We start from the raw sequence: 24,365 nt of genomic DNA, 5'->3' as shown, positions 1-24,365 counted from the left end.
TCACGGGAACGGGTGCGGCACCAGGTGCAGCTCGGAGTCGTCGAGTTCGGTGGTCCGCAGGCCCGCGCGGCGGAACGCGGTGCGCGTCCGGGGCATGTGCAGGACGCGCTGCCGTCCCCAGCCGAAGTCGATCGGCAACAGCCCGGGGACGATGACGCCCGCGCCGCGCACCCCGGCGTCGCGCTGCTCCGGCGAGGTGTGGTCGACGACGATGACGTCGAAGCCCGCCCCGGTCACCGTGCCCGTCAGGTAGCGCAGGTCGTCGAGCAGGTCGAGATGGTAGGGGCGCGAGTCGGACCAGTCGCGGTAGATCTCCGCCATCGGCCGCGGCTCGGGACGGTCGAGCAGGAAGTCCACGTGCCGGGCCATCTCCGGCAGCCCGAACAGGCTCGGATGGTCGGCCAGCGTCTCCACCAGGGAGAAGTCCGCGGCCATGGCGCGCAGCCGGCCGGCGTCGGCGGCCGAGTGCAGGTCGAACCCGGGGATCGTGTTGGCGATCTCGCCCAGCGCCGACTTCACTGCGGCCTCGGGGTCCAGGCTCGTTCCGGCGCCGACGCAGAACGTTCCCATGCCGCCGTCCCGCCGTACCCCGACCGCCGTGACGACGGGGACGGGGAACTCGATGCGGGTGTCGAACAGCCGCACGTCGTAGCCGCCCAGGGCGATCCGGTCGATCAGCATCCGGGACCGTGTGTCGGTCAGCGACTCGGTGGCGATCTCCGGCAGCCGGGCCTTGCCGTACCAGCTGAGGACGTAGGCGTCGCGTTCGATCAGCTCCAGCAGCCCGTAGAGGATCGCCTCCTCCATGCAGGAGCCGGTGGCGCAGCCGTTGGAGCACTCCTGGAGGTATTTGTTCACCGGATCGTGCACGTGGTAGTACGTCACGATCTCCGGTACCAGGACGGGCCGGTCGTCGCGCAGCGAACGTCCCCACACCCACGGGATCTTCAGTTGCGGGGTGTACCGGACGAAGTAGTCGTTGCCCTCGTAGAAGCCGTCGGCGTAGACCCCGCATTCCAGCGGGTCGACCGCGTCGTCCTTGACGTTCTCGTAGGAGTCGACGACGGCCGTGGTCACGGAACGCGGGCGCATGCCCGCATGCCGTTCCAGACCTTCCAGGACGCCCAGAAGCACGCTCTCGTCGAAGTTGTACGCGTGCCCTCCCCAGAAGGAGTCGTGCATGTAGCCCTGACCGCGCACGGCCATGTGCCCGATCGCCGGAGCGGTGGTGCTGCATTCGAAGCGGTGCCGCACCTGCGGTCCGAGGGCACCGCAGACGGGGTTGACGTAGGCGTCCACCGACAGGCCGTACGCGTCGGGCGCCTTGCTGCGGAAGGCGTCCGGGGTGCGCTTGGGCCGGGAGCGCAGGTCTTCGGCGGTCCGCTCCGGGCCGTCCGCCGGCCGGTCGCCGCACAGCGGGCAGCCCGAGTCGGCGAGCAGCGGGAAGCGCCTGGTCTGCGCCGAGACGAGGTCGACCTCGTAGACGTAGGGGTGCCCGGCGAAGTCGGTCGGACGTTCCGCGGCCAGGGCGCACGCGACCCGCGCCACGCGTTCGAGCGCGAACTCGTGCAGATACGGGGACTCGCCGACGGCCCGCACCGGGGCACCGAACTCCAGGACGTCGCGTTCGTCGGTGGAGCGGATGGCCTGCCACCGCCGCGCCAGACAGTTGGGGCACGAGCGGGTCCAGCGCCCGCCCTCCAGCACGGTCGCGTACGGTCCGACGACGGCCTTGTCATCGTGCAGGTGGACGGGGACCAGCGCCGTCCCCGGAACGGCGTCCGGGGGGAGGGGCGTGGGCCGCGCCAGCGCGTCCACGATTCCGAGCCAGGTCACGTGGATCTGCGGCCCGTCCGCGCCGACGAGAGCGCGCAGGCGGTCGTGCGCCCGTTGCCGGGAGTCCTCCAGGGGCGGCTTTTCCGGGCGGCCCTCCTGGCCATGCCGGTTCGGCCGGACCTGCCGGTCCGCGATCGCAGCCATCGTCACCGTCCCCGGGCCAGCAGCACCCGCACCGTGACGAGATGCCCGTGCCGGAGCAGGTCGGACGTGGTGGTGGGCACGACGAGCGCGTCCAGGTCGCGGGCGCGCAGGTCGTCCAGCAGGGCGGCCACGGTCGTCTCCGGACGGGACGTCCCGGGTGCCCCGGAGCGGATCGCCCGTGGATCCAGCGCGGGGAACAGCGGGTCGCCGAAGTCCACGGCGTCCGTCTCGCCGAGCGCCCGCCGCAGCTGCTCGGCCGCGATCAGGTCGCGGAGCGCGATGGTCACCGCCGCGTCGCGGGACAGCGCGGCGCCCACGGCCCACGGCACCGGCTCGTGGCCGTCGTCCGGGTCGTCGCCGGTCGTCCGGGCCAGCACCAGGTGGGCGGGCCGCCCGGGGGCGAGGTCGACCAACTCGACCGTCAGTTCCAGGTTCCGTGCCGTGCGGACCAGGAAGTCGATCTCCGATCCGTCCGGTGCCGCCGTCACGTCGATCGTCTCGGCGACGGCGCCCGTGGCGGCCTCCCGGAGCGCCTCGTAGGCCAGCGCGGACAGCAGCCCCTGCCGGATCGCCTCGGCCTCGCCGGTTCCGGCGCCGTCGCCCGCGGCGGCGGGTTCGACGTGCAGGGCGGCGTTGGCCGGGGAGAACGGGTGGACGGCGGCGGCCGGGACGTGCCGGGGCGAGCCGTCCAGCAGGGACGTCGCCGCCAGCCACGGGCCGCCCGCGTCGCGGTCACCGGCGGCACGGCCGGTCCAGGTGACGAGCCGGTCGAGGGGGACGGCATCGGAACCCGGGCGGTCCAGCGGGGCGGCCCAGGCGCCGGGTCCGCTCCGGGCGACGTAGGCGAGCGCGGCGGCCAGCATCGCCCGGGTCCGGGCCCGCGGCACGTAGTGCAGGTCGGCGGCGGCGATCAGGCGGGCGGGCGCCGCCGGGTCGGCCGTGGACCCCGCCCGCAGCCGCGTCACCTTCAGCGGCGACTGGTCGAGCGCCGAGTCGTCGAACGCGCCGAACACCCCGACGTGCTCCGACAGCAGGTCCTGGATCGCGATCAGTTCGTCCCTGAGCGTCTCCGGGGTGACCGTCGCCTCGGAGGCCGCCAGCGGCCGTTCCGGATCGGGGCTCTCCGGGTCGGGACGCCGCGGCTCGGGCCGCTCCGGCTCAAGGTCGCCCGTGGCGGCGTGCAGCACCCGGGCGTGCCCGTCCGCCACGATCTCCGCCTCGCCGGGGCCGCAGTCGGGGCAGCCGGGATGCGGGAGCAGCGGATCGCGCGCCGTCTCCAGGGTCAGCCGGTCCTGGACGATGACGGCGCCCTCGGTCTCGGCCGGCAGGCATCCGGTCAGCGTCCGGAACGCCTCGTAGCCGAGCATCGTGCCGAACATCGCCGCGACCGGCGGGCGGGGGCTCGGACGGTCGGGTCCGGCGCCGCGCAGCGTCATCCCGCGCCACAGTTCCGCGATCGCGGCCGGGTCCTCGTTGTCGCCGAGCCGCAGCAGGGCGCACGTCCAGCAGGGTGTGGTGCCGGGGCGCAGCAGCGGACCGGCGACCAGGAGGTCTCCGACGGACGTCGCGGGCAGCACGATCCCCCGCCGCGGCGCCCGCACGGTCCGCAGGACCGTTCCGGCGTCGGCGCCCAGGCCGCAGGCGATCACGAGGTCGTACCTGACCGGATCGAGGTCCTGCACGGCCACCGACCGGACCTCGGCCTCGCAGCCCTGCTCGGTGAGCCGCGCGGCCTCCGCGCGCACCGCTCCGGCCGCCGGCTCGTCCAGCACCGTGTGCACCGTGCGCAGCCCGTTGCGCAGCAGGCTCAGCGTGGCCGCCTCCGCCACCTGGTCGGTGCCGAGGACCAGGACGTCGGCGTTGCGGAACGCGGCGAACCTTCCCGCCGCGTCGTCCACGTAGTGCTCGACGTAGTCGAGCTGCGACCGGAAGTGCCGCGCGACGGGCTCCGGCAGCGTCGACGCGCCGGACGGACGGCTGTCCCGGACGAAGCCGCGGTCGAGCAGTGCGCGCACGAAGTCGAGGACCATCGTGCGCTGCGCCGAACTCAACCCGGCGGAGAGTTCCCGCACGGAATTGTGGCCGGTGAGATGCGGCGCCAACATCGCGGCGAAACGGTACGCGGTCCGCCCCTGCACGATGAATCCGTTTTCGCTGTTGCGGAACAGGACACCGCTACCGGTGTCGGCGAACAATACGTCGTGACGAAGCCGGGGACGCATATCCGAAAGATCTTCGCCTTTTACTTCCGCGTCGGCGCCGGCGTCCGCCGCCCGAGCGTTCTCTCCATTGACCGTCGTGGTCTCCACTGCCGTGGCCTCCTTGCCATTTCGAACCGACGCCGGCGGACCGGCGTGCCTCAGCTGAACCGGCGCCCCTCGTCCCGCCGGTAGGCCCAGATCGCCAGGGCACCGGTGCCCGCGATCCAGAGGCCGAGCATGACCATCGCCGTGGGGTTGATCTCGTAGTCGCCCACCGCGGCCCACACCAGCTCCACCGCTCCGCGGGTCGGCAGGTACGGCGCCACGGTCTCCACGAACCCGGGGCCGTCGCCCGGCGGGCCGAGCAGGCCTCCGCCGAAGGCGAGCGGGAAGAACACGATCTGGGTGAACGCCAGCGCCGCCTTGAACGGCATCGAGTAGCCGATCGCCAGTCCCAGCAGGGCGAACGGAATCGCCGCGACGACCAGCGCGCCGAGCGCCGCGGCCAGTTCGGCGGGCGACAACGTGGCCGGGGTGCCGATGGCGGCGACCACCACCACCGAGACCAGCGACAGCGCCATGAACGTGAACCCGGACAGGATGCGGCCGGCGAACCGCGGGGCGGACCCGGCGGGCAGGGTGCGGGTGTAGGAGTCCCACGGCTTCCCGCGGTCCTCCGCGACCCCCACCCCGTAGGTGAACAGGAAGCTCATCATGAGGGCGAACGTCACCACCGAGGCCGTGGCCTGGGTCGCTTCCGCGGGATCGTCCCGGGTGAACGGCACGACGAAGAACAGCATCACCGCCACCGGGAAGAACACGTTGCCGATGACGGCGATCGGGATCCGCACCGTCTCCAAGATCTGGTACTTGGCGTGCGTGGCCACCAGTTGCAGCATGAACTCGCTCCCTCGTCGGCGGCGCTCAGACCGCGGCGGCGTCGGCGTCGCCGGCGGTGGTGATGGACAGGAACGCCTCTTCCAGCGAGGTCGTCCGGATCTCCAGGTCGGAGAACACCGCCCCGGCGGCGACCAGGTCGCGGACGAGCCGGTCGGCGTCCCGGGTGAGCAGGTTGGTGCGGTCGCCTTCGCGCTCCACGCCGAGGAGCCCGTCGAGTGGGGGGACGGTGTCGATCCGCAGGCTCACGCGGCGGATGCCGACCATGCCGCGCACCGACTCCAGCGAGCCGTCGGTGAGAATCGTGCCGTCCCCCATCACGATGACCCGCTCGGCGAGGGCCTCGATCTCCTCCAGGTAGTGGCTGGTGAGCAGGACGGTCCCGCCGTCGGCGTGGTAGTCCCTGATGCCCTGCCAGAGGGCGTGCCGGGCCTCGACGTCCAGCCCGGTCGTCGGCTCGTCGAGCACCACCAGCCGGGGACGGCCGACGAACGCCAGCGCCACCGCGAGCCGCCGCTGCTGCCCGCCCGACAGGCCGCCGGTCTGGCGGCGCTGCAAGCCGTCCAGCCCGAGGCGGCCGAGCAGCTCGTCACGGTCCACCGGATCGGGATAGTGCGCGGCGACGAAGTCGACGCACTCGGCGACCCGCAGCGTCGCGGGCAGGCCGGTCTCCTGCGGGGTCACGCCGATGGCCCGCCGGCTGGCCGGGGAACGCGGATCGCCGCCGAACAGCTCCACGGTCCCCGAGGTGGGGCGGCGCAGCCCGATCAGCATGTTGATCAGCGTCGTCTTACCGGCGCCGTTGGGTCCCAGCAGGCCGACCAGCTCGCCCGCGCGAATCTCCACCGACACCTGGTCGACGGCCACGATCCCGCCGTACCGGCGGGTCGCCGCGACGGCGCGCGCCAGCGTCTCGGCCATAACGGGCCTCCATTCTTCACGGGCTTTTATTCACCGCGAAAACCGAATCCGCGCTGCCAAGTAGAACAGCACCGGAAATTCGTCGTCGACCGCCGCGGCGTCGAATACAGCGATCTGATAGCGGTCTGACAGTGATCTGTGAGCGTGGTAGTCCGGCACTGAGACCGGTCACTGCCATGCTTCGAAAGGGTTGCCCCACTCGAGAGAAAGGATCGACCATGCGCAAAGACGGAACGGCTCCGGCGCTGTCGGAGTTCAAGGACGGGCTGGACCTGCTGGAGGCCGAGACCTTCGAGATCCACGACCACACCGAGGGCGTGGAGGAGTTGGCCGGCACCACCAGCTGCACCAGCACCACCAGCAGCTGCACCAGCAGCAGCGGCACAAGCTGCTGCGACTAGACGGAGCCGCCATGAACGAGAACAACACCGGCACGATCTCCGCCCTGCGGGAGGAGCTCGAACTGCTGGAGACCGAGACGTTCCAGATCACCGACTATGTCGAGGTGATGGACGAGGTCGCCGGGACCACGAGCTGCACCAGCACCACCAGTAGCTGCAGCAGTAGTAGCAGCACCAGCTGTTCGTGACCGGGCAGCGGACGAACGGCACGGAAAGGAGTGATGCGGATGGACACCAAGCTCGCCGATCTGCGCAGCGACTTCGAGCTGCTTGAGGCGGAGACCTTCGAGATCCTCGACTACGAGGACGCTCCCGAGATGCTGGCCGACGGGTGCAGCACCAGCAGTTGCAGCACCAGCAGCAGCACGACCAGTTGCACCAGCACTGCCAGCTGCGCGTGACCGGGCAGAGCCCGAACGAACGGCACGGAAAGGAGTGATGCGGATGGACACCAAGCTCACCGATCTGCGCAGCGACTTCGAGCTGCTTGAGGCGGAGACCTTCGAGGTCCTCGACTACGAGGACGCCCCCGAGATGCTGGCTGGCGGGTGCAGCACCAGCAGTTGTAGCTGTAGCAGCAGCACGACCAGCTGCACCAGCACCGCCAGCTGCGCGTAGGCGGTGGTGTGCCATGGCACGTACGGGCGACGACCGCCTGTCGGATCTGCGTAGCGGAATGGCGACGCTCGAAGCCGAGACGTTCGAGATCCGCGACCATGTCGAGGCGACCGAGGATCTGCTGGGCTGGACGAGTTGTGACTGCAGCACCAGCACCGGGTCGAGCACCAGCAGTACCAGCACGAGCAGTAGCACGACCAGCTGTACCAGCACCGCGAGCTGCGCCTGAGTACTACTGCACGTGAGCACTACTGCGTGTGATTACTCCAGGGCGGGCCGCCGACCAGCGGTCCGCCCGCCACGCGCCGGCACGCCGGAGAAGGGACCGATGTGAACACAGCCACCGTGGCGAGGACCGATCCGAGGACGGCCGGTGCCTCCTCACCGCGGGAGCGGGACAGGGCGCGGGTAGAGGAGTTCCTGCTGGACCGGGCGAGCCGGTCTGACCTGCGGGTGGTTCCACGGGTCGCCGTCCTGGGCGAGACCGACGTCCTGCGCGCCGCGTCCACTCCGGCCGGGGCGCGACCGGACGCGCCGTTCGCCCAGGGCACGTTCCCGATCCACCTGACACCGTTCTCGGCGCTGTTCGGCCCGGCCATCACCGACGCCGAGCGGGCGCCGTGTCCGGACTGCCTGGCCCGGCGCTGGCAGCGGTTGCAGAGCGCCGAGGAGCGGGAGGCGCTGGAGAACGGCCTCGCCATCCGTTCCGTCGCCGGCTCCCCCTACCTCACGGCGTCGGCGCTGGAGATGACGTGGCACCTGTTCGAGCAGGTCGCCTCGCTGCGGGCGGACGACGCCCGCGTACCGCCCGTCCACGAACTGCGCTTCGACACCCTCCGGGTCCGGCGCTACCGGCTCCTCGCCGACCCCGACTGCCCCACCTGCCGCCGGCCGCGTCCCGGCGACCGCGAGGCCGCCCGGCTGGAGCTGACCGACCGCGCCAAGCGCGCCCCCGACAGCTACCACCTGCGGTCCGCCACGGACTACGACCTGCCGTTGGACGCCCTGGTCAACCCCGTGTGCGGGGTGCTCGGACGCTCCGCGCACCACGACGTGACCAGCCCGACCACCGCCCCGGTCAACGGGCAGCTCAAACTGCGCATCGCCGACCGGCTCTTCGACGTGCACTGGAGCGGTCACTCCGACTCCTTCGACGACAGCCTGGCCTGCGGCGTCCTGGAAGGGCTCGAACGGTACGCGGGAGGCCAGCGGCGAGGGCTCGACGACGTCGTGGTCGACACCTACGAGCGGTTGGCCCCCGACGCGCTGGACCCCCGCGACTGCGGCGTGTACGACGACGAGGTCTACCGCAGCGACCCCATGTTCACCGCCTTCGCCCCGGACCAGCCGATCTCCTGGGTCTGGGGGTACTCGCTGCGCGACGAGCGGCCCCTGCTCGTCCCCGAACGCATCTCCTACTACATGGAGCGGCGGGCCGGGGACGGCGACTTCGTCCACGAGTGCTCGAACGGCTGTGCCGTCGGCGGCTGCTTGGAGGAGGCCGTCCTGTTCGGGATGCTGGAGCTCATCGAACGGGACGCGTTCCTGCTCGCCTGGTACAGCGGGGCGCGACTCCCCGAGATCGACCCCGAGACCGTGCCGGACCCGTCCGCCCGGATCATGATGGACCGGGTGCGGATGCACGGCTACGACGTCCGGCTCTTCGACAACCGGGTGGACCTGCCCGTCCCGGTCGTCACCGCCGTCGCCGTCCGGCGCGACGGCGGCGTCGGCACGCTGTGCTTCGCGGCGGGCGCCGGGCTCGACCCGGCCGCCGCCGTGCGCGGCGCCCTCTGCGAGATCGCCTCCTACATCCCCACGATGCCCGAGCGGGTCACCCGGCTCGGCGACGAGCTGACCGGCATGGCGCGCGACTTCTCCAAGGTCTCGCACCTCACCCACCACGCCGCCCTGTTCGGCCTGCCGGAGATGGCCCCGCACGCGCGGACCTTCCTCGCCGACCGGCCCCTCCAGGACATGGGCGACCTCTACCGCGACTGGGAACGGGACCGTCCCCGCACCCTGAACCTCCTCGACGACATGCGGTTCTGCCGTGACCTGCTCGTCGGCGCCGGGTTCGACGTCATCGCGGTGGACCAGACCGCCCCGGAACAGGCGATCTCCGGCCTGCGCAACGTCTGCGTGATCGTGCCCGGCCTGGTACCCATCGACTTCGGCTGGAGCAAACAGCGCGTCCTGCGCATGTCACGCCTGAAGACGGCGTTCCGACAGGCTGGACGACGAAGCGACGACCTCCGGGACGAGGAGGTGCACCGCGTCCCCCACCCCTTCCCCTGACAGGGACCTATGGCGTATTCGAAGTGGCCCCAACCCGCACGCGAACGCGTGACCCGCCCGGTGCAGCGACGCCGAAGGCGAGCGCAACCGGGCGGATCGCGAAGCGATGCGCGTTCGCACCAGGAACGGTCACGCAGCGAGCCGCCAGGCGAGCGAAGTGGGCCGGTCCTGCAATAAACACAGCCCGCACGCGAACGCGTGACCCGCCCGGTGCAGCGACGCCGAAGGCGAGCGCAACCGGGCGGATCGCGAAGCGATGCGCGTTCGCACCAGGAACGGTCACGCAGCGAGCCGCCAGGCGAGCGAAGTGGGCCGGTCCTGCAATAAACACAGCCCGCACGCGAACGCGTGACCCGCCCGGTGCAGCGACGCCGAAGGCGAGCGCAACCGGGCGGATCGCGAAGCGATGCGCGTTCGCACCAGGAACGGTCACGCAGCGAGCCGCTAGGCGAGCGGAGTGGGCCGGTCCTGCAATAGACGGGTGTAGGTGTGCAGCAGCGTCGGCATGGCGAACCGGTCGAGGCCGTGGCCGCGCAGCAGCCCGGCGTCGAACAGCTCCTCCAGTGCCTCTTCGGTGTCGGGCAGCGACGTGCCCGTACGGTCCGCGATGTCGTCCGCGCCGAACACCGACCGGGCCCGGGTCTCGGCGAGGGCGGACAGCAGCCGCCGCGCGTCGGGACCGAGCCGTTCGCACGACACCTCGAAGGCGCGGCGCACGGAGATCCGCGGCCGCCTCCCGACCGCCAGCCGGGCGAGCGGGTCGGCGGCCAGCCAGGCGACGAAGTCGCCGAGGTCCTGTCCCGGACGGCCCGCGAACCGCGCCGCCGCGATCCGCAGCGCCAGCGGCAGCCCGTCGCAGATCTCGGTGAGCGCGACCGCCGCCGCGCGTTCCCGCTCCACCCGCTCGCGTCCCAGCATGCCCGCCAGTAACTCCAGCGAACTCTCCGTGGGCAGCGGCCCGATCTCGTACGAGCGCACCCGCCACCGCGCGGTGAGTTCGCCCAGGCTGGTCCGGCTGGTCACCAGGACCGCGCTGCCGGGGCTGCCCGGCAGCAGCGGCTCGACCTGCCGGGCGTCCTGGGCGTCGTCGAGCAGGAGCAGCACCCGGCGGTCCCGGACCATGGCGCGGTAGGCAGCCTCCCGTTCGGCCTGGTCCTCGCCGAGGTCGGTCGGCCGCAGTCCGGCGATGCCCAGCAGCTCGCCCAGCAGTTCCACCGGCGGGCGTGGCCGCCCGGCCTCGGTGCTGAGCCGCAGGTACCACTGCCCGTCCGGGAAGAGCCCGGCGACGTCGTACGCCACCGACAGCGCCAGGGCCGACTTGCCCGCCCCCGGCTCGCCGCGGATCGCGGTGACCACGGCCGTTCCGTCCCCGGCGCCCTTGGCCAGTTCGTCGGCGATCCGTCCGGCGATCTTGCCGCGCCCGACGAATCCGGGCGGCTGCGGCGGGAGCCGGCAGTGCGGCCCCAGGGCCTGCGGGCCGGGACCGAGCGGGCCGAGAGCGGACGGGCCCGCGGTGTGCGGGCCCAGGATGTGCGGAGCCGGACGCCCCGGCGGGTCGTCGGCGAACTCGGTCACCTGGATCTCGCCCTTGAGGATGGCCAGTTCCATCCGTTGCAGGCCGGACCCCGGGTCGACGCCGAGCTGTTCCAGCAGGATGCTCTTGATCTCGTGGTAGGCCGCCAGCGCCTCGGACTGCCGTCCCGAGCGGTACAGCGCCTCCATCAACTGCTCCCAGAACCGCTCCCGCTGCGGGTAGGTCGCGGTCAGTCCGCGCAGCTCCGCCACGAGATCGCGGTGGCGGCCGAGCGCCAGGTCGATGTCGATCCGCCGCTCGCGGGCGGCCAGCCACTCCTCCTCCAGCTTCGGCACCTCCTCGCGAAGGAGCACGTCGGACGGGATGTTGGCGAGCATGGGCCCGCGCCGCAGCGCGAGCGCCTCGTTGAGGCGGCGCGACTCCTCCCTGGGGTCGCCGCCGCGCCTGGCCCGTTCCACGAGCTGCCGGAAGCGCAGCAGGTCGAGCGTCTCCGGAGTCGCCTCCAAGCTGTAGCCCCCGGGCAGCGTGAGTATGGAGCTCCCCGGCGTCCCGTTCGCCGCGAGGGTCTGGCGCAGGCGCATCACGTACGTCTGGAGGCTGGACCGCGGATTGCGCGGGTTGGCGTCCCCCCACACGATCTCGGTCAGCCGGTCGTTGCCCAGGAACTCGTTGGCGTGCAGGAGCAGCGCCGCCAGGACGACGCTCGGTTTCGTGGCCGGGAGCGGAAACGCGTGCCGTCCGTTCGCGATCTCCACCGATCCCAGCAACCTGAACTGTGCAACCACCGTGTCCTCCACAGCAGTCGTTCGTCCAGCGGCGGCGCGTGCCGCTGGACGTCCCCGTATCCCCGTATGCGGCCGAGTCTCTCCGATCAGAACCGGAATCGGTACTGTCCAAAGGTGGAACATCTGCGTGGGAACGTAGACTAATCACCCGAAAAATCGGTCAATCTCCGCCACAACACAACAAACCGCACCCGGGAATCGCAGTCGCTCTTGGCCAGCACGCGGGACACGTGCTTCTTCACCGTGCTCACCGTGATGCCCAGCCGTACCGCGATCTGCTGGTTGCCCAAACCCTCCGCGACCAACTCCGCGACCTGGGTCTCCCGCGGCGTCAGGAGCGGGCGCGCGGGCATCCGCGCGACGTCCCGCGCGAGCGGCGCGAGCTGCCGCCCGAGCAACTCCAGGACGGTCCGTCGCCGGGGCGTGCCGGGCCTCGGCACGATGATGAGAAGCCGGTCGCCGCTCCCGTCCGCCAATGGCACGACCGACCGTAACCGGCCGTCCTCCCGCGAGTCCGTCGCGCCGGTGACCTCTTGGAGCCGCACGGTCGCGTCCGTCCAACCGAAATGCTCGGCGAGCGCGGTCCGCAACCGGTCGCCGAAGCGCGCCATGTCGGCCGCTCCGCGCACATCGTCCAGGACGAGCAGCATCCGTTTGTAGTCGGCGGGATCAAGCGGGCTCATGGTCATGCCACCACAGCGCGAGCTGCGCGCGCCCCCGGCAGCCGGCCTTGGCCATGGCGCGCGTCAGATGCTTCTTCACGGTGTCGGTGGTGACGCCGAGCCGGTCGGCGATCCGGCGGTTCGACATGCCCTGCGCGACCAGGCGCACCACGGCCTCCTCCCGCCTGGTCAGCGATATCAAAGCCGTGTTCCGCCGCACGCCGGACAGATGCTCCGACATCCACGGCGCCAGATGGGACTGGAGCCGGCGCAGGATGGCGCGCTCGCGCGCCCCCGGCCCCGGCCCGTCCGGAAAGCACACGCTGATCAGCACCCTGGTGCCCGGGGTCGCCTCGATCGTGCCGCAGAGGGTCCTGGCGAAGTTCTCCGGGCCGGGTCTTCGCCCCGTGGTCGGGGTGCCGATGGTCACCCGGGCGCCGGTCCAGTCGAGATGCCGCGCCAGCGCGTCTCCCAGACGTTCGAAGAAGCGGTCCTGCCCCACCGCGTCCGCGGACGTCTCAAGAACACGGAATATGCGTTGGTAGTCGTCCAGATCCAGAGTCTGCGAGTCCATGATCATTGAACGTTAGATCACCTACCCTTACGGGTGGCTAACCTCCGCGTCCGGTTGCTCGTCGAGCGAGGCCGATCCGGTGTCGATCCGTTGCCGCCGCGTCCGACGGTCAACGGTTCCATGGCGGTCAGGACGGGCGGGCGGCGGGTTCGCGGTCCGAGCGGGGCCAGACGTAGGGCAGGTCGGCGGGCACGCCCGGGAAGATCGGCCCGTAGAACCCGGGATCCTTGCGGACCAGCGCGGAGCGGTGGCTGAGGTGCAGCGCCGGGTCGCCGAGCCATGGCGGCAGCTCACCGGCGGCGGCCAGCCGCTCCTGGTCCCGGGGCGGTTCGATGCCCGAGGTCTCCGCCAGCGCGGCCGTCAGCGTGGCGGCGCAGGTGTCGCGATGCCCGAGCGCGCACCACGAGCGGCAGATCTCCAGCCCGTAGCGGACCAGCGCCTCCTCGTACCCGGTCCACATCCGCACGGCCGGGTGGTTGCGCCAGCCGTAGCCCGGGACCGTCAGCCCGCGCAGGACCTGGATCGCCTCGACGCGCTGCTTTCCGAGCCTGCGCTGGTCGAGGACCCCGGCGGTGGCGGCGAAGTCCGCGTGCGGAAGAAAGGTCTGCACAACGTCCCCTGGTACCCGCTGAGCGGAGGATCGATCGTCCGGCCGGTCGCTTTCGGGTGATCGGGTGCCGGAGACGGGCGACGCTAACCCGCGTCCACATGGCCCCCTCGGGTCACCGGGGCGGCGCGTCGGCTCTCCTCGCGGTGACGGCTCGCCTGCGTCTCGATCCGGGCAGGGGACGGCCAGTGCACGTCGTGGGCGCAGCCGAGCCTTTCGAGCAGGCGGATCAGGCCGGCACTGGGGTCGACCTGCCCCTTCAGGACGCCGTGGCGGGCGCTGGTCGGTTCGATGTGGTGCCAGTTGTGCCAGCCCTCCCCGAAGGTCAACAGCGCCACCCAGCGGACGTTCGACGAGCGGTCACGGGTGGCGAAGGCCCGGTCACCGAAGCAGTGCGCGACCGAGTTCACCGACCAGGTGATGTGGTGGACGACCGCGTAACGGACCAGGCCCGCCCAGAAGAGCGCCGTCCAGAAACCCGCCCACGACCAGGAGAGCAGGCCCCCGGCGGCGGCCGGAACCAGGAAGGACGCGGCCACGATCGCCGGATAGGCCGCGTCCACGCGGCGGATGTCGGGGTCGGCGATCAGATCGGGCACCCAGTGCGCGCGGTTGGACCGCCGGCGGGCGCTGTAGAACCAGCCGACCTGGGCGTGCAGCAGGCCGCGTACCAGGGCGAAGCCGGAGTCGCCGTAGGCCCAGGGTGAGTGCGGATCGCCCGGCTGGTCGGAGTACTTGTGGTGCCTGCGGTGCTCGGCGGCCCACAACGTGGGCGGCCCCTGGAGGGCCAGCGCGCCCGCCAGCGCGAACGTCACCCGGACCGGGCGGGGGCACCGGAAGGAGCGGTGCGTCAGCAGCCGGTGGTAGCCGACGCTGATGCCGAAGATGTTGACGGCGTACATGACCAGCGCGAGCAGGACGTCCAGCGGCCCGACCGCGCGACCCCAGACGACCGCCACCGCCGCGAGCAGGACGACGGGCGGCAGCACGACCAGAACGATCAGGTAGGCGTGCCTGCGGGACCTGGAGACCTCGACCGTCTCCCCCAGCGCCCGGTCCTCCATCGTTCCTCCCGAAGGTCGGCCCTCATTGAACTGCGGAGGTGAAGCGGGCGGCAGTTGCCTGACAGATAGGCAACAGTCACCCTTTGAATCGATTTAGCTACTCCACGTTTCCGAAGTCTTGGCGTCCGGGCTCCGGACTCCCTACTCTCTGGCTACTCTCTGGATCCCGGCGGCTACGAAGTGCGGAGTTGAGGCCATGCGAACTGACGGGTATCTCGCCACCTACGACGCGCTCGTGCGGGACGATCCGTCCGCCGCGCAGGTCAAGCTGGCCGGTTGGTTACGGACCGAATGGCGGGATCTGTTCGCCGAGCTGCGCGCCGACCGGCCCGTGCTCGCCTCCCCGGCCTTCAGCCTGGTCACCCGGCACGCGGACGTCCTGGACGTGCTGTCCCGTCCGGCCTCCTTCCCGGTCAGCGCCTACCGGCCGGCGCTGGAGGCCGCGCTCGGCGCCCCGCACATGCTGAGCCGCGACGGAACCCCGTTGAACTGGCGTGAGAAGGGTCTGATGCAGGTCATGCTCGCGCCCGAGGACGTCCCCGCCGTGCGCGCGCTCGCGGGCGAACTCGCCGAACGGGCCCTCGACGAGGCGGACGGGGAGATCGACGCGGTCCGTGGCCTGTTCCGGGCCGTCCCGCTGCGGGTCTGCGCCCGCTACTTCGGTTTCCCGGGGCCCGACGAGCCGACGCTGTCCCGCTGGTCGCGCACGATTATGACCGACGTGACCACCAACTTCGCCGCCGAGCCCGGCGTGCGGGCCGCGTCGGTCGCCGCGGGCGCGGAGATGATGGCGTACCTGCGCGGCCTGGTCGCCGAGCGCCGGGCGGCAGACGACGCCGGCGCCGACGTGCTCGGTCGGCTGGTCCGCACCCGGCTGCCCGCGGAACTCGGGTTCGACGACGAGCGCGTCGCGGTCAACGTCGCCGGGACGCTGCTCGGGTTCGTGGAGAACGCCGCCGGGTCGATGACCAACGTGGTGTCCCTGCTGCTCGGCCGGCCCGACCTGCACGCCGAGGCCGCCGCCGCGGCCGGTGACCCCGAACGGTTCGACCCCCATGTCTGGGAGGCGCTGCGGTTCGACCCCTTCCTGAAGATGATCGTCCGCTACTGCGTACGCGACCATGTGCTGCCCAGCGGGGCGACCGTCCCGGCCGGACGCCTGGTCCTGGCCGCGGTCGCCTCCGCCATGTTCGACGACGCCGCCGTCGAGGAGCCGGCGGCCTTCCGGACCGATCGATCCGAGCGGGCCTGGCTGCACTTCGGTCACGGCCCGCACGCCTGCCTGGGCGTGCACCCCGGCCGGGTCGTGATCGCCGAGACCGTCCGCCGGATCATGCTGCGGCCCGGTCTGCGCGCGGAAGGGGACGTGCTCCGCGACCGGGACGTCTTCCCCGACGGCTTCGTCCTGCGGTTCGACGCACCGGCACGCGAGGGGGCCTGACCGTGAGCGACGCGTACCGGAGCGCCCGCGGCTTCGCCTCCGACGGCGCCCGCAACCGGCTCCGATATCTGGCGCTCACGCGCGGGCGTCCGCTGTGGCGGCTCGCCCAGAGGTCCACCGCGCTGCGCCGCCGTATCAACGCCACCGTGATCGACCAGGCGATCCGGGAGATGCCGCCGCGCCCCGAACCGCTGAGCACCATGGCGCCGTACACGTCCTGGTCCTCGCTGACCGACCGCACCTACAGCGGCCGCCACCTGCCGCCCGTCGCCGACCAGGAGACCGGACGTCCGACCGTGCGACGGGCCGCGGAACTGTTCGTCCGCGACGGCGAGATGACGCCCTGCCCGCGCTCGACCGTCCTGTTCGCGTACTTCGCCCAGTGGTTCACGGACGGGTTCCTGCGCGGGGAGTCCCGCGAGCCTCGCGACCCGCGCCGCAGCACCTCCAACCACGAGATCGACCTCAACCCGCTGTACGGGCTGAACGCGGAGGCCACCGACGCCGTCCGTGCCCATGAGGGCGGCCTGCTCAAGAGCCAGCTCCTCAACGGCGGCGAGTTCCCGCCCTTCCTCTGCGAGAACGGCAAGGTCAAGCCGGAGTTCTCGGCGCTGACGGCCGTCCGGATGGAACGGCTCACCGACGCGCAGCGCGACACCCTGTTCGCGACCGGCGGCGACCGCGGCAACGTCCAGGTCGGCTTCACGATGCTGACGGTGCTGTTCCTGCGGGAGCACAACCGGGTCGCGCGGACGCTCGCGGCGGAGAACCCCGGCTGGGACGACGAACGACTCTTCCAGACCGCCCGCAACATCGTCATCGTCGAGGTCGTCCGGCTGGTCGTCGAGGAGTACATCAACCACATCACGCCGTACCATTTCCGGTTCCTGCTGGACCCGCGCCTCGGCCGGATGCTGGCGCGCGCACCGTGGCACCGCCAGAACTGGGCGTCGGTCGAGTTCAACCTCGTCTACCGCTGGCACAGCCTCATCCCGTCCAGCCTGGTCGTCGGCGACACCGAACTCCCCACCGCCCGGACGCTGTTCGGGGCCGCGCTGCTCCCCGAACCCGGGCTGGGTCGGCTGTTCGAGGACGCCTCCGAGCAGCGCGCCGGACGCATCGGCCTGTTCAATACCGACCCGATCCTGCACGAGGTGGAACTCTCCTCGATCGCCGACGGCCGTGCCCTGGGCCTGGCGTCCTACAACGACTACCGCGCCCACTGCCGGTTCCCCCGGGCGCGCGACTTCTCCCAGGTCTCGGGCGTCCCGCGTGTTCAGGACGCGCTGGCCGACCGCTACCGAAGCGTCGACGACCTGGAGCTGTACGTCGGCCTGTTCGCCGAGGAGCCCGCGTCGCCCGCCGCCGTCCTGCCCCCACTCCTCACGAAGATCATCGCTATCGACGCGTTCTCGCAGGCGCTCACGAACCCGCTGCTGGCCCCCCGGGTGCTGACCGCCGAGACCTTCACCCGCACCGGGCTGCGGACGATCGCCGAGACCCGCACGATCGGTGACGTGCTCGCCCGCAACACCCCCGAGGACCCGCGGCCCCGGTTCGTGAGCATGACGTGGCGGGGAGCGCCGCGATGACCCCGGACGGCGAGGACGCCGCGCCGCGGTTGCGGGCCGCCGCGCGGGAACTCGCCGAGATCGCGCACACGCTCCGCGAGGCGTCCGCGCACGCCACGGCCGCGCTCGCCGATCCGCGGGTCGCCGCCGCCGCGTGCCGGGCACCCCAGGCGGGATGGCGGGCGCAGCGGTCGCTGGCCCGCGCCATCACGAACCCCGCCGGGCTCGGCTGGGCCCCGGCGGGCGGCGTGCTCGGCGTCCTCGGCGCCAAGGTCGGCGGGCTGGCCGGCGCGGCGAGCCTGCCCGTCTCCATCATGATCACGTCGTTGCGGCTGCGGATCGCCGCGGTCGCCCTCGCCGGCCCCGCCCTCACCGAGGACCCGCCGGTGCGCCGGCTGATCGAGGCGGCCAGCGAGGGCCAGGCCGACGTGGTCGGCGCGCTGCGCGCCCTCGTCAGGGACCGGGGCGGGGCGCGCGCCCTCACCGTCCTGTCCCCCGTCTTCAGCGAGATCCTCGCGCTGCGCGCGCTGCTCGACCGCAATCCGCTGAACGACCACACCGCCTGGCTCATCGCCACCGGCATGGGCGCCGCGACCGCCGACCCGCTGACCGGGCTGAGCAACCGTGTCATCGCGCGCCTGGACCGCGGCCGGGGCGCCGCCGTCCGCGCCGAGCCGACCGGGCCCGAGGCCGCGCGGTTCTGCCGGGAGGCGTCCCTGCTCGGCCTGCTCGGCGACCTGATCGCGATCGGGACGTCCGGCCGCGCGCTCATCCTCACCGTGCGCGGGCCCGACGGCGTCGAACGGTACGTGCTGCTGGCCCCAGGAATGCGGATGGGCGCACCCGACGGCGCCTCCCCCGCCGACCTGCTCGGCGCGTTCAGCGCCACCGTCCTGGACAGCGGCCCCTACAGCCGCTCCCTCGCCAAGGCGATCGCCGACCACCGCATCCCCGCCGGCGCCGACCTCGCCCTCATCGGCCACAGCGCGGGCGGCGCCGCCGTCATGAGCCTGAGCCAGGACGCCGCGCTCAACGCCCGGTACCGCCTCACCCACGTCATCGCGATCGGCTCGCCGATCGACTTCAAGGCGCCCGTGAACCCCGCGACCTGGGTCGTCAGCATCACCAACCAGCACGACATCATCCCGAGCCTGGACGGTCAGGGCGCCGGGAACTGCTTCGCGGAACAGCCCGGCCGGTACGTGGTGGACTACGCCGACCCGACGCACCTGTTCCCCGCCTGCCACAGCCTGGAGCAGTACGCCGCCAACGTCGAGCACGACCTCCCCGAGGCCCGCGCGCACATCGAGCGGCAGCTCGCGCCCTACAACGGCCCCGTCGTCGACCGCCGCCTCTACCAGTTGTACGACGACGCGCGCCGCCCTGCGGGCTTCCCCTTCCTCACCGTCGCCTCCCGGGTCGAGCCCACTCCCGACGGGCCGGTGAAGCTGCCCGTGTGCACGTCGGACGCGGCGGCCCTGACGGCGTGGTTCACGGTCGACGCCGCGTCGGCCGCCGCCGTGTTGGGCGATGCCGTCCCGGTGCGCGCCGGTGGGCGGTCGCTGGTAGCGCTGGACGTCCGCGACCACCGGGAGAGCACGCTGGGCCCGCACCACGAGGTCACCCTCGGTGTCCTGGTCCACGACCCGTGGTGCCCCCGCCCGGTCGGCGTCTGGCGGGACCTGCGACGCCCACCACAATGGCGTGGGGCGGGCCTATGGACGCTCGCCACGGCATTGAGCACTCCGGCCGCGGCCGCCGCCCACCGGAACCTGTGGAGCGAGCACGCCTTCACCGTCCCCATCCACGTCCGCCTGAATTCCCGGACCGCCGCGCTCACGGTCGGCGCCCTAGAAACTCGCGCCCTGACCTTCTCCGGGCCCCTCGGCCCGAGCAACCGGTCACGCTCGGGCGAACCGGTCCTCTACTCCACGCGAGCCGACGCCACCCTGCGCTCGGTCGTCCACGCCCAGGGACCGTCCCGCCTGCATCTCGCCCCTCGCGCACGGTTGCACGTCGGGGACGGCGACCACCCCCTCGCCGACGCGCTGCGCACCCTCGGCCTGGACGGCGCCCGCCCGTTCCTCTGCTGCCGCAGCCCGCACCAGTTACTCCGCCGCGACGCGGGCGCCCACGTCTTCCCCACCTAGGAGGCCGCCATGTCCACCCGCCGCTCGCTCGCCGACTCCGCCGCCCTCCTGTTCGCCGACGCCGAGGCCCTCCACGCTGCCACGTCCCGCCTACGCGCCCTGGCCCGGCGACTCCAGGACGACCCGACGACACCCCCATGGTTCGCCGCCGTCGCCGACGCCCACCTCACGGCGACCACCATCGCCGCCACCGACCTGGCCCGAGCCGCCACCCACCTCCAAGCCCTCTCCGAAAGCGCCACGAGGTGAGCAGCCTTCACCGTTCCCGCGTGAGAACCCGAAGCGTGGCTTGAGCCTGATCGACCACCTTCCGCCAGTTCGGCATGGCGATGAGTACCGCATCCTCAAGCGAGCCGTCGACGGAGCCGAGAAACTCCTCAATCGCGATATGCAGGGCCTCCATCGCTTCGGCCTCATCGATATCCACCAAAACCGCACCGATGTAATCGTGCGGACACTCCGCGACCGATGTGAAGTCGTAGAGGGCGCTTAGATTCTGATCAAGGTCCTCTATGAGATTCGGGTCTTGATACCTCTCGTCGACCCACATCTTTTGTTGATACTCGATATCGGAAAAGGTGCGAACCGCATCCACCACCATCTCTCGCATTTCTGGGAATTCTAACATCGAGTTCTTCGAGCCCTCTTGTTCGTCGGCGAGCCGTGAGCGCGTTCTCGGGGGACGCGCTCACGGCCGCGGAGGCGTGTCGCGAATGTGCTTGTCAGCTGTTGATCAGATCGAGGAGGCGGCTGACCAAGGGTGTGGTGTTCTTGATGACGTCGTTGGCGTATTTCTTGGCCGCGGGGTTGACCCCTTTCTTCAGTTCGACCTGCGACATCTGCACCGCGTTGTGCTGGTGTCCGAGGAGCAGGTTGAGGAAGGTGGTGTCGAAATCACGGCCCTTGGCCTGTTTCAGTGACTTCATCTCCGCCGCGCCGATGAGCGGCAGGCCACCGTGGGCGGCGTGGGAGTTCACCGGGCCCTGGAGGGTGGTCGGCTTCGACCATGCGGTGAGCCACGAGGTCATCTGCCGTACCTCGGTGGTGCTGTCCTTTTCGAGGGTCGTGGCAAGCGTTTGGACCTCTCCGCGACGGGAGCGGTCCGGGGCCAGCCGGACGATGTCGAGCACCTGCTGACGGTGCGCGATCATCATTTGGAGGAACATGACGTCGTCGGCGTCATGGTCGGCCGGTGCGCTCTGTTTGGGCTTCGCCTCTGCCGGATCGCTCGTGCCGCCGCATGCCGTGGACAGGACGGCGAGGGCGGCGAGCATCCCTGCTAGCACGCTGTGTCGAGAGCGGGGGTGGCGGGTGGCGGGGTGCGGGAGCTTTGGAGTCATAGTGAGCTCGTGAGGGTGCTGCGGTAGCGGGGGCGGGGGGTTGGACCGGTTCGGGGGTACGCGCTGGTTCTTCGCATGGACATCCCTTCGAGGTGGTCGTTGGGGCTGAACGTACGATCGTGCTCACTGTGCGCAGCGGTGCTTAGTTCAAGTGCCCAAACTTTCATGGTCAAGACTGGCACACAGCGCAAAGCGGATGCGGGCTCGTTCGCGGCAGAATTATGTTGATGCCGAGATATCTGACGCCGTCCGGGCCCGCGCCGCCGGGTCGGCCCCCCGTGCGGGGCCCGCGATGGGCGAGAGAGGTGGAGTGGTCGTCATGATCATTGGGGTTCTGAAGGAGGATCCACCGGGGGAACGGCGGGTGGCGGTGACGCCGGACACCGTCCCCCAACTGCAGAAGCTCGGGTACGAGGTGGTCGTCGAGTCCGGTGCGGGAGCCGGGGCGGGCTTTCCCGACGACCAGTATGAGGCCGCTGGAGCCGCGATCGGCGACGCGACCGCCGCGGACGTGGTGCTGGGCGTCAACCCGCCCGCGCCCGGACAGTTGGACGCGTTGCGGCCCGGTGCCACGCTGATCGGGCTGCTGAACCCCCGGCTCAAGCCGGAACTGGTGGAAGACCTCGCCAAGCGTCCCATCACCGCGCTGTCCCTGGACGCCGTGCCGCGGATCTCCCGGGCGCAGGCGTTCGACGTGCTCTCCTCGATGGCCGGCATCGCCGGATACCGGGCCGTGATCGAGGCCGCGCACGAGTTCGGACGGTTCTTCACCGGTCAGGTGACCGCGGCGGGCAAGGTGCCACCGGCGAAGGTGCTGGTCGCGGGGGCCGGTGTCGCCGGGCTCGCGGCGATCGGCGCGGCCGGGAGCCTGGGCGCGATCGTCCGGGCCACCGACCCGCGGCCGGAGGTCGCCGACCAGGTGCGCTCGCTCGGCGGTGACTATCTCGCCGTCGCCGAGCCGGAGCCGGACGACACCCCGGACACCGGTTACGCCAAGGAGATGTCGGACGACTACAACGTCCGCGCCGCCGCCCTCTACGCGGATCAGTGTCGTGAGGTCGACATCATCGTCACCACCGCGCTGATCCCGGGGAAGCCCGCGCCACGGCTGATCACCGCGGAGATGGTGGCGACCATGCGCCCGGGCTCGGTGATCGTCGACATGGCCGCGGCGAACGGCGGCAACGTCGAGGGCACGGTTCCCGGCGAGCGGGTCGTCACCGACAACGGCGTGATCATCCTCGGTTACACGGATCTGGCCGGGCGGCTGCCCGCGCAGGCGTCCCAGCTTTATGGGACCAACCTGCTGAACCTGATGAAGTTGATGACGCCGCAGCGGGACGGGCAACTCGTCCTGGACTTCGACGACGTCGTCCAGCGGTCGATGACCGTCGTCCGTGAAGGTGAGCTGACCTGGCCGCCGCCTCCGGTGTCGGTGTCGGCGGCTCCGGCGAAGACCCAGCCGGCGCGGGAGGTCGAGGCGGACGCCCCGGAGAGCAAGCCCGATCCGTTGCTCCGCCGGCTCGGTGTCGCCGTCGCCGCCGCCGCGACGTTCGGTCTGATCGCGCTCTCCCCGGCGGCGTTGCAGGTGCACCTGACCGTGTTCGCGCTCGCCATCGTGATCGGCTACTACGTCATCGGGAACGTGCACCACGCGTTGCACACCCCGCTGATGTCGGTGACCAACGCGATCTCCGGGATCATCGTGGTCGGCGCGCTGCTCCAGATCGGCACGGGCGACGCGGCGATCACCGTGCTCTCACTCGCGGCGATCCTGCTCGCGAGCATCAACGTCTTCGGCGGATTCGCGGTCACCCGCCGCATGCTCGCCATGTTCGTCAGGAGCTAGACGATGACGATCGCAACCACGGCGACCGCGGCGTACATCGTCGCCGCCCTGTTCTTCATCCGCGCGCTGGCCGGGCTGTCCCGGCACGAGTCCGCCCGCCTGGGCAACACCTACGGCATGCTCGGCATGGCCGTGGCGCTCATCGCCACCGTGGCCCTCACCATCGACGGCGACATCGGCCTTCCCGCGTTCGGGCTGCTCGTGGCCGCGGTCGTGGTCGGCGGGCTGATCGGCCTGAACCGGGCCAAGGCCGTGGAGATGACCGCGATGCCGGAACTCATCGCGCTGCTGCACAGCTTCGTCGGGCTGGCCGCCGTCCTGGTCGGCTGGAGCGGCTACCTGCACGTCGAGCACCACCCGGACGGGGAGGAGGCGGTTAAGCTCGCCCGCGAGGACATGCTCGGCATCCACAGCGCCGAGGTGTTCATCGGCGTGTTCATCGGCGCCGTCACCCTCACCGGTTCGGTGGTGGCGTTCGGGAAGCTGTCGGGCAAGTTGAAGTCCGCGCCGCTGATGCTGCCGGGCAAGAACGCGCTGAACGTCGCGGCGCTCGTCGCCTTCGTCGCGCTCACCGTCGTGTTCGTCATCGAGCCCGACCCGTGGGCGCTCGTCGCGGTCACCGTGGTGGCGCTGCTGCTCGGCTGGCATCTGGTCGCGTCCATCGGCGGCGGCGACATGCCGGTGGTGGTCTCCATGCTGAACAGCTACTCCGGGTGGGCGGCCGCCGCGTCCGGGTTCCTGCTCGGCAACGACCTGCTGATCATCGTCGGCGCGCTGGTGGGGTCCTCGGGCGCGTACCTGTCGGCCATCATGTGCCGGGCGATGAACCGCTCGTTCCTGTCGGTCATCGCCGGCGGCTTCGGTCTGGAGGCGCCCGCCGCGTCCGGCGACGACCAGGGCACGCACCGGGAGATCAGCGCGGAGGAGACCGCCGGGGCGCTCGCCGCCGCCTCCTCGGTGATCATCGTTCCGGGCTACGGCATGGCCGTCGCCCAGGCGCAGGCCCCGGTCGCGGCGTTGACCGCGCGGCTGCGCGACCACGGCGTCCAGGTCAGGTTCGGCATCCACCCGGTCGCCGGTCGCCTTCCCGGGCACATGAACGTGCTGCTCGCCGAGGCGAAGGTGCCCTACGACCTGGTGCTTGAGATGGACGAGATCAACGACGACTTCGGCACCGCCGACGTGGTCCTGGTGATCGGCGCCAACGACATCGTCAACCCCGCCGCCGAGGAGGACCCGGCGAGTCCCATCGCGGGCATGCCCGTCCTGGAGGTGTGGAACGCGCGGCAGGTCGTCGTGTTCAAACGCTCGATGGCGACCGGGTACGCCGGAGTCCAGAACCCGCTGTTCTTCCGCGACAACACCCACATGCTGTTCGGAGACGCCAAGGAACGAGTCGACGACATCCTTCAGGCCCTCACGCCCGTGGTCGGACGTCCCAAGGCCGGCGCGCGGTCCTGAGCCGTCCTCAG

The 24,365-nt window shown here is 71.4% G+C and carries 23 protein-coding genes; 12 read left to right on the top strand and 11 right to left on the bottom strand.

What is annotated here, in order from left to right; genetic code table 11:
* The 4 genes from D0T12_RS20930 to D0T12_RS20915 all read right to left on the bottom strand — a co-directional run bounded on the left by D0T12_RS20930 (position 1) and on the right by D0T12_RS20915 (position 5,999).
* Positions 1–1,980, bottom strand: coding sequence for a TOMM precursor leader peptide-binding protein (locus D0T12_RS20930; RefSeq protein ID WP_117401341.1), 1,980 nt, complete (start codon positions 1,978–1,980; stop codon positions 1–3).
* A 2-nt stretch (positions 1,981–1,982) separates the two neighbouring features.
* On the bottom strand, positions 1,983–4,202 hold the full coding sequence (locus tag D0T12_RS20925) for a TOMM precursor leader peptide-binding protein (protein ID WP_147339566.1): 2,220 nt from the start codon (positions 4,200–4,202) through the stop codon (positions 1,983–1,985).
* A 137-nt stretch (positions 4,203–4,339) separates the two neighbouring features.
* Positions 4,340–5,080, bottom strand: a complete 741-nt coding sequence (locus D0T12_RS20920) for an ABC transporter permease (RefSeq protein ID WP_117401339.1) — start codon at positions 5,078–5,080, stop codon at positions 4,340–4,342.
* A gap of 25 nt (positions 5,081–5,105) precedes the next feature.
* Positions 5,106–5,999 (bottom strand): ABC transporter ATP-binding protein, encoded by an 894-nt coding sequence (locus tag D0T12_RS20915; protein WP_117401338.1) that lies wholly within the window; start codon positions 5,997–5,999, stop codon positions 5,106–5,108.
* 218 nt (positions 6,000–6,217) lie between these two features.
* On the opposite strand from D0T12_RS20915, the gene D0T12_RS20910 reads away from it, so the two are divergent.
* The 6 genes from D0T12_RS20910 to D0T12_RS20885 all read left to right on the top strand — a co-directional run bounded on the left by D0T12_RS20910 (position 6,218) and on the right by D0T12_RS20885 (position 9,316).
* Positions 6,218–6,400 (top strand): lantibiotic protein, encoded by a 183-nt coding sequence (locus D0T12_RS20910; RefSeq protein ID WP_117401337.1) that lies wholly within the window; start codon positions 6,218–6,220, stop codon positions 6,398–6,400.
* An 11-nt stretch (positions 6,401–6,411) separates the two neighbouring features.
* Positions 6,412–6,588 (top strand): thiazolylpeptide-type bacteriocin, encoded by a 177-nt coding sequence (locus D0T12_RS20905; RefSeq protein ID WP_117401336.1) that lies wholly within the window; start codon positions 6,412–6,414, stop codon positions 6,586–6,588.
* 33 nt (positions 6,589–6,621) lie between these two features.
* Entirely contained in the window at positions 6,622–6,801 is a 180-nt protein-coding gene (locus D0T12_RS20900) for a thiazolylpeptide-type bacteriocin (protein ID WP_117401335.1), read from the top strand.
* A 43-nt stretch (positions 6,802–6,844) separates the two neighbouring features.
* On the top strand, positions 6,845–7,018 hold the full coding sequence (locus D0T12_RS20895) for a thiazolylpeptide-type bacteriocin (protein ID WP_117401601.1): 174 nt from the start codon (positions 6,845–6,847) through the stop codon (positions 7,016–7,018).
* A 13-nt stretch (positions 7,019–7,031) separates the two neighbouring features.
* Positions 7,032–7,247 carry a hypothetical protein gene (locus D0T12_RS20890; RefSeq protein WP_199487592.1) on the top strand — a complete coding sequence of 72 codons (216 nt, stop codon included), beginning with the start codon at positions 7,032–7,034 and terminating at the stop codon, positions 7,245–7,247.
* 101 nt (positions 7,248–7,348) lie between these two features.
* Positions 7,349–9,316 carry a TOMM precursor leader peptide-binding protein gene (locus D0T12_RS20885; RefSeq protein ID WP_117401333.1) on the top strand — a complete coding sequence of 656 codons (1,968 nt, stop codon included), beginning with the start codon at positions 7,349–7,351 and terminating at the stop codon, positions 9,314–9,316.
* A gap of 444 nt (positions 9,317–9,760) precedes the next feature.
* On the opposite strand, the gene D0T12_RS20880 is transcribed toward D0T12_RS20885, so the two are convergent.
* From D0T12_RS20880 to D0T12_RS20860, 5 genes are all read right to left on the bottom strand, one after another.
* Positions 9,761–11,635, bottom strand: coding sequence for an AfsR/SARP family transcriptional regulator (locus D0T12_RS20880; RefSeq protein ID WP_158581562.1), 1,875 nt, complete (start codon positions 11,633–11,635; stop codon positions 9,761–9,763).
* Between the two features lie 140 nt (positions 11,636–11,775).
* The gene (locus D0T12_RS20875) at positions 11,776–12,318 is read right to left on the bottom strand and encodes a helix-turn-helix transcriptional regulator (protein ID WP_233526193.1); all 543 of its coding nucleotides are present in this window, start codon (positions 12,316–12,318) and stop codon (positions 11,776–11,778) included.
* A complete protein-coding gene (locus D0T12_RS20870) occupies positions 12,305–12,871 on the bottom strand; it encodes a response regulator transcription factor (protein WP_158581561.1) in 567 nt (188 codons plus the stop codon). The genes D0T12_RS20875 and D0T12_RS20870 overlap by 14 nt, the downstream gene beginning before the upstream one ends.
* A 127-nt stretch (positions 12,872–12,998) precedes the next feature.
* A complete protein-coding gene (locus D0T12_RS20865; protein WP_117401329.1) occupies positions 12,999–13,481 on the bottom strand; it encodes an MSMEG_6728 family protein in 483 nt (160 codons plus the stop codon).
* A gap of 83 nt (positions 13,482–13,564) precedes the next feature.
* Complete coding sequence (locus tag D0T12_RS20860) at positions 13,565–14,542, bottom strand: acyl-CoA desaturase (protein WP_117401328.1); 978 nt, start codon at positions 14,540–14,542, stop codon at positions 13,565–13,567.
* Between the two features lie 196 nt (positions 14,543–14,738).
* On the opposite strand from D0T12_RS20860, the gene D0T12_RS20855 reads away from it, so the two are divergent.
* The 4 genes from D0T12_RS20855 to D0T12_RS20840 are packed head-to-tail and all read left to right on the top strand — an operon-like array spanning position 14,739 to position 19,953.
* On the top strand, positions 14,739–15,983 hold the full coding sequence (locus tag D0T12_RS20855) for a cytochrome P450 (RefSeq protein WP_117401327.1): 1,245 nt from the start codon (positions 14,739–14,741) through the stop codon (positions 15,981–15,983).
* Between the two features lie 2 nt (positions 15,984–15,985).
* On the top strand, positions 15,986–17,575 hold the full coding sequence (locus D0T12_RS20850; protein ID WP_117401326.1) for a peroxidase family protein: 1,590 nt from the start codon (positions 15,986–15,988) through the stop codon (positions 17,573–17,575).
* Positions 17,572–19,704 (top strand): alpha/beta hydrolase family protein, encoded by a 2,133-nt coding sequence (locus tag D0T12_RS20845; RefSeq protein WP_117401600.1) that lies wholly within the window; start codon positions 17,572–17,574, stop codon positions 19,702–19,704. Before D0T12_RS20850 ends, D0T12_RS20845 begins: the two co-directional genes overlap by 4 nt.
* A 9-nt stretch (positions 19,705–19,713) precedes the next feature.
* Positions 19,714–19,953, top strand: coding sequence for a hypothetical protein (locus tag D0T12_RS20840; RefSeq protein WP_117401325.1), 240 nt, complete (start codon positions 19,714–19,716; stop codon positions 19,951–19,953).
* A 7-nt stretch (positions 19,954–19,960) separates the two neighbouring features.
* Here the strand turns inward: D0T12_RS20840 and D0T12_RS20835 are convergent, their stop codons facing one another.
* Positions 19,961–20,332: an SCO4402 family protein gene (locus D0T12_RS20835; protein ID WP_407642100.1), complete on the bottom strand. Its 372-nt coding sequence runs from the start codon at positions 20,330–20,332 to the stop codon at positions 19,961–19,963.
* Positions 20,333–20,426: 94 nt separating this feature from the next.
* The gene (locus tag D0T12_RS20830) at positions 20,427–20,978 is read right to left on the bottom strand and encodes a DUF305 domain-containing protein (RefSeq protein WP_158581560.1); all 552 of its coding nucleotides are present in this window, start codon (positions 20,976–20,978) and stop codon (positions 20,427–20,429) included.
* Between the two features lie 385 nt (positions 20,979–21,363).
* On the opposite strand from D0T12_RS20830, the gene D0T12_RS20825 reads away from it, so the two are divergent.
* Positions 21,364–22,893 carry a Re/Si-specific NAD(P)(+) transhydrogenase subunit alpha gene (locus D0T12_RS20825; protein ID WP_117401599.1) on the top strand — a complete coding sequence of 510 codons (1,530 nt, stop codon included), beginning with the start codon at positions 21,364–21,366 and terminating at the stop codon, positions 22,891–22,893.
* A gap of 3 nt (positions 22,894–22,896) precedes the next feature.
* On the top strand, positions 22,897–24,354 hold the full coding sequence (gene pntB, locus D0T12_RS20820; protein ID WP_117401322.1) for a Re/Si-specific NAD(P)(+) transhydrogenase subunit beta: 1,458 nt from the start codon (positions 22,897–22,899) through the stop codon (positions 24,352–24,354).
* The last annotated feature ends 11 nt before the right edge of the window (positions 24,355–24,365 follow it).

Source organism: Actinomadura spongiicola (genome assembly GCF_003432485.1).
Taxonomy (GTDB): Bacteria; Actinomycetota; Actinomycetes; order Streptosporangiales; family Streptosporangiaceae; genus Spirillospora; species Spirillospora spongiicola.
Note: the sequence above shows the minus strand (reverse complement) of the source record. Positions and strands in the feature narration are given on the sequence as shown.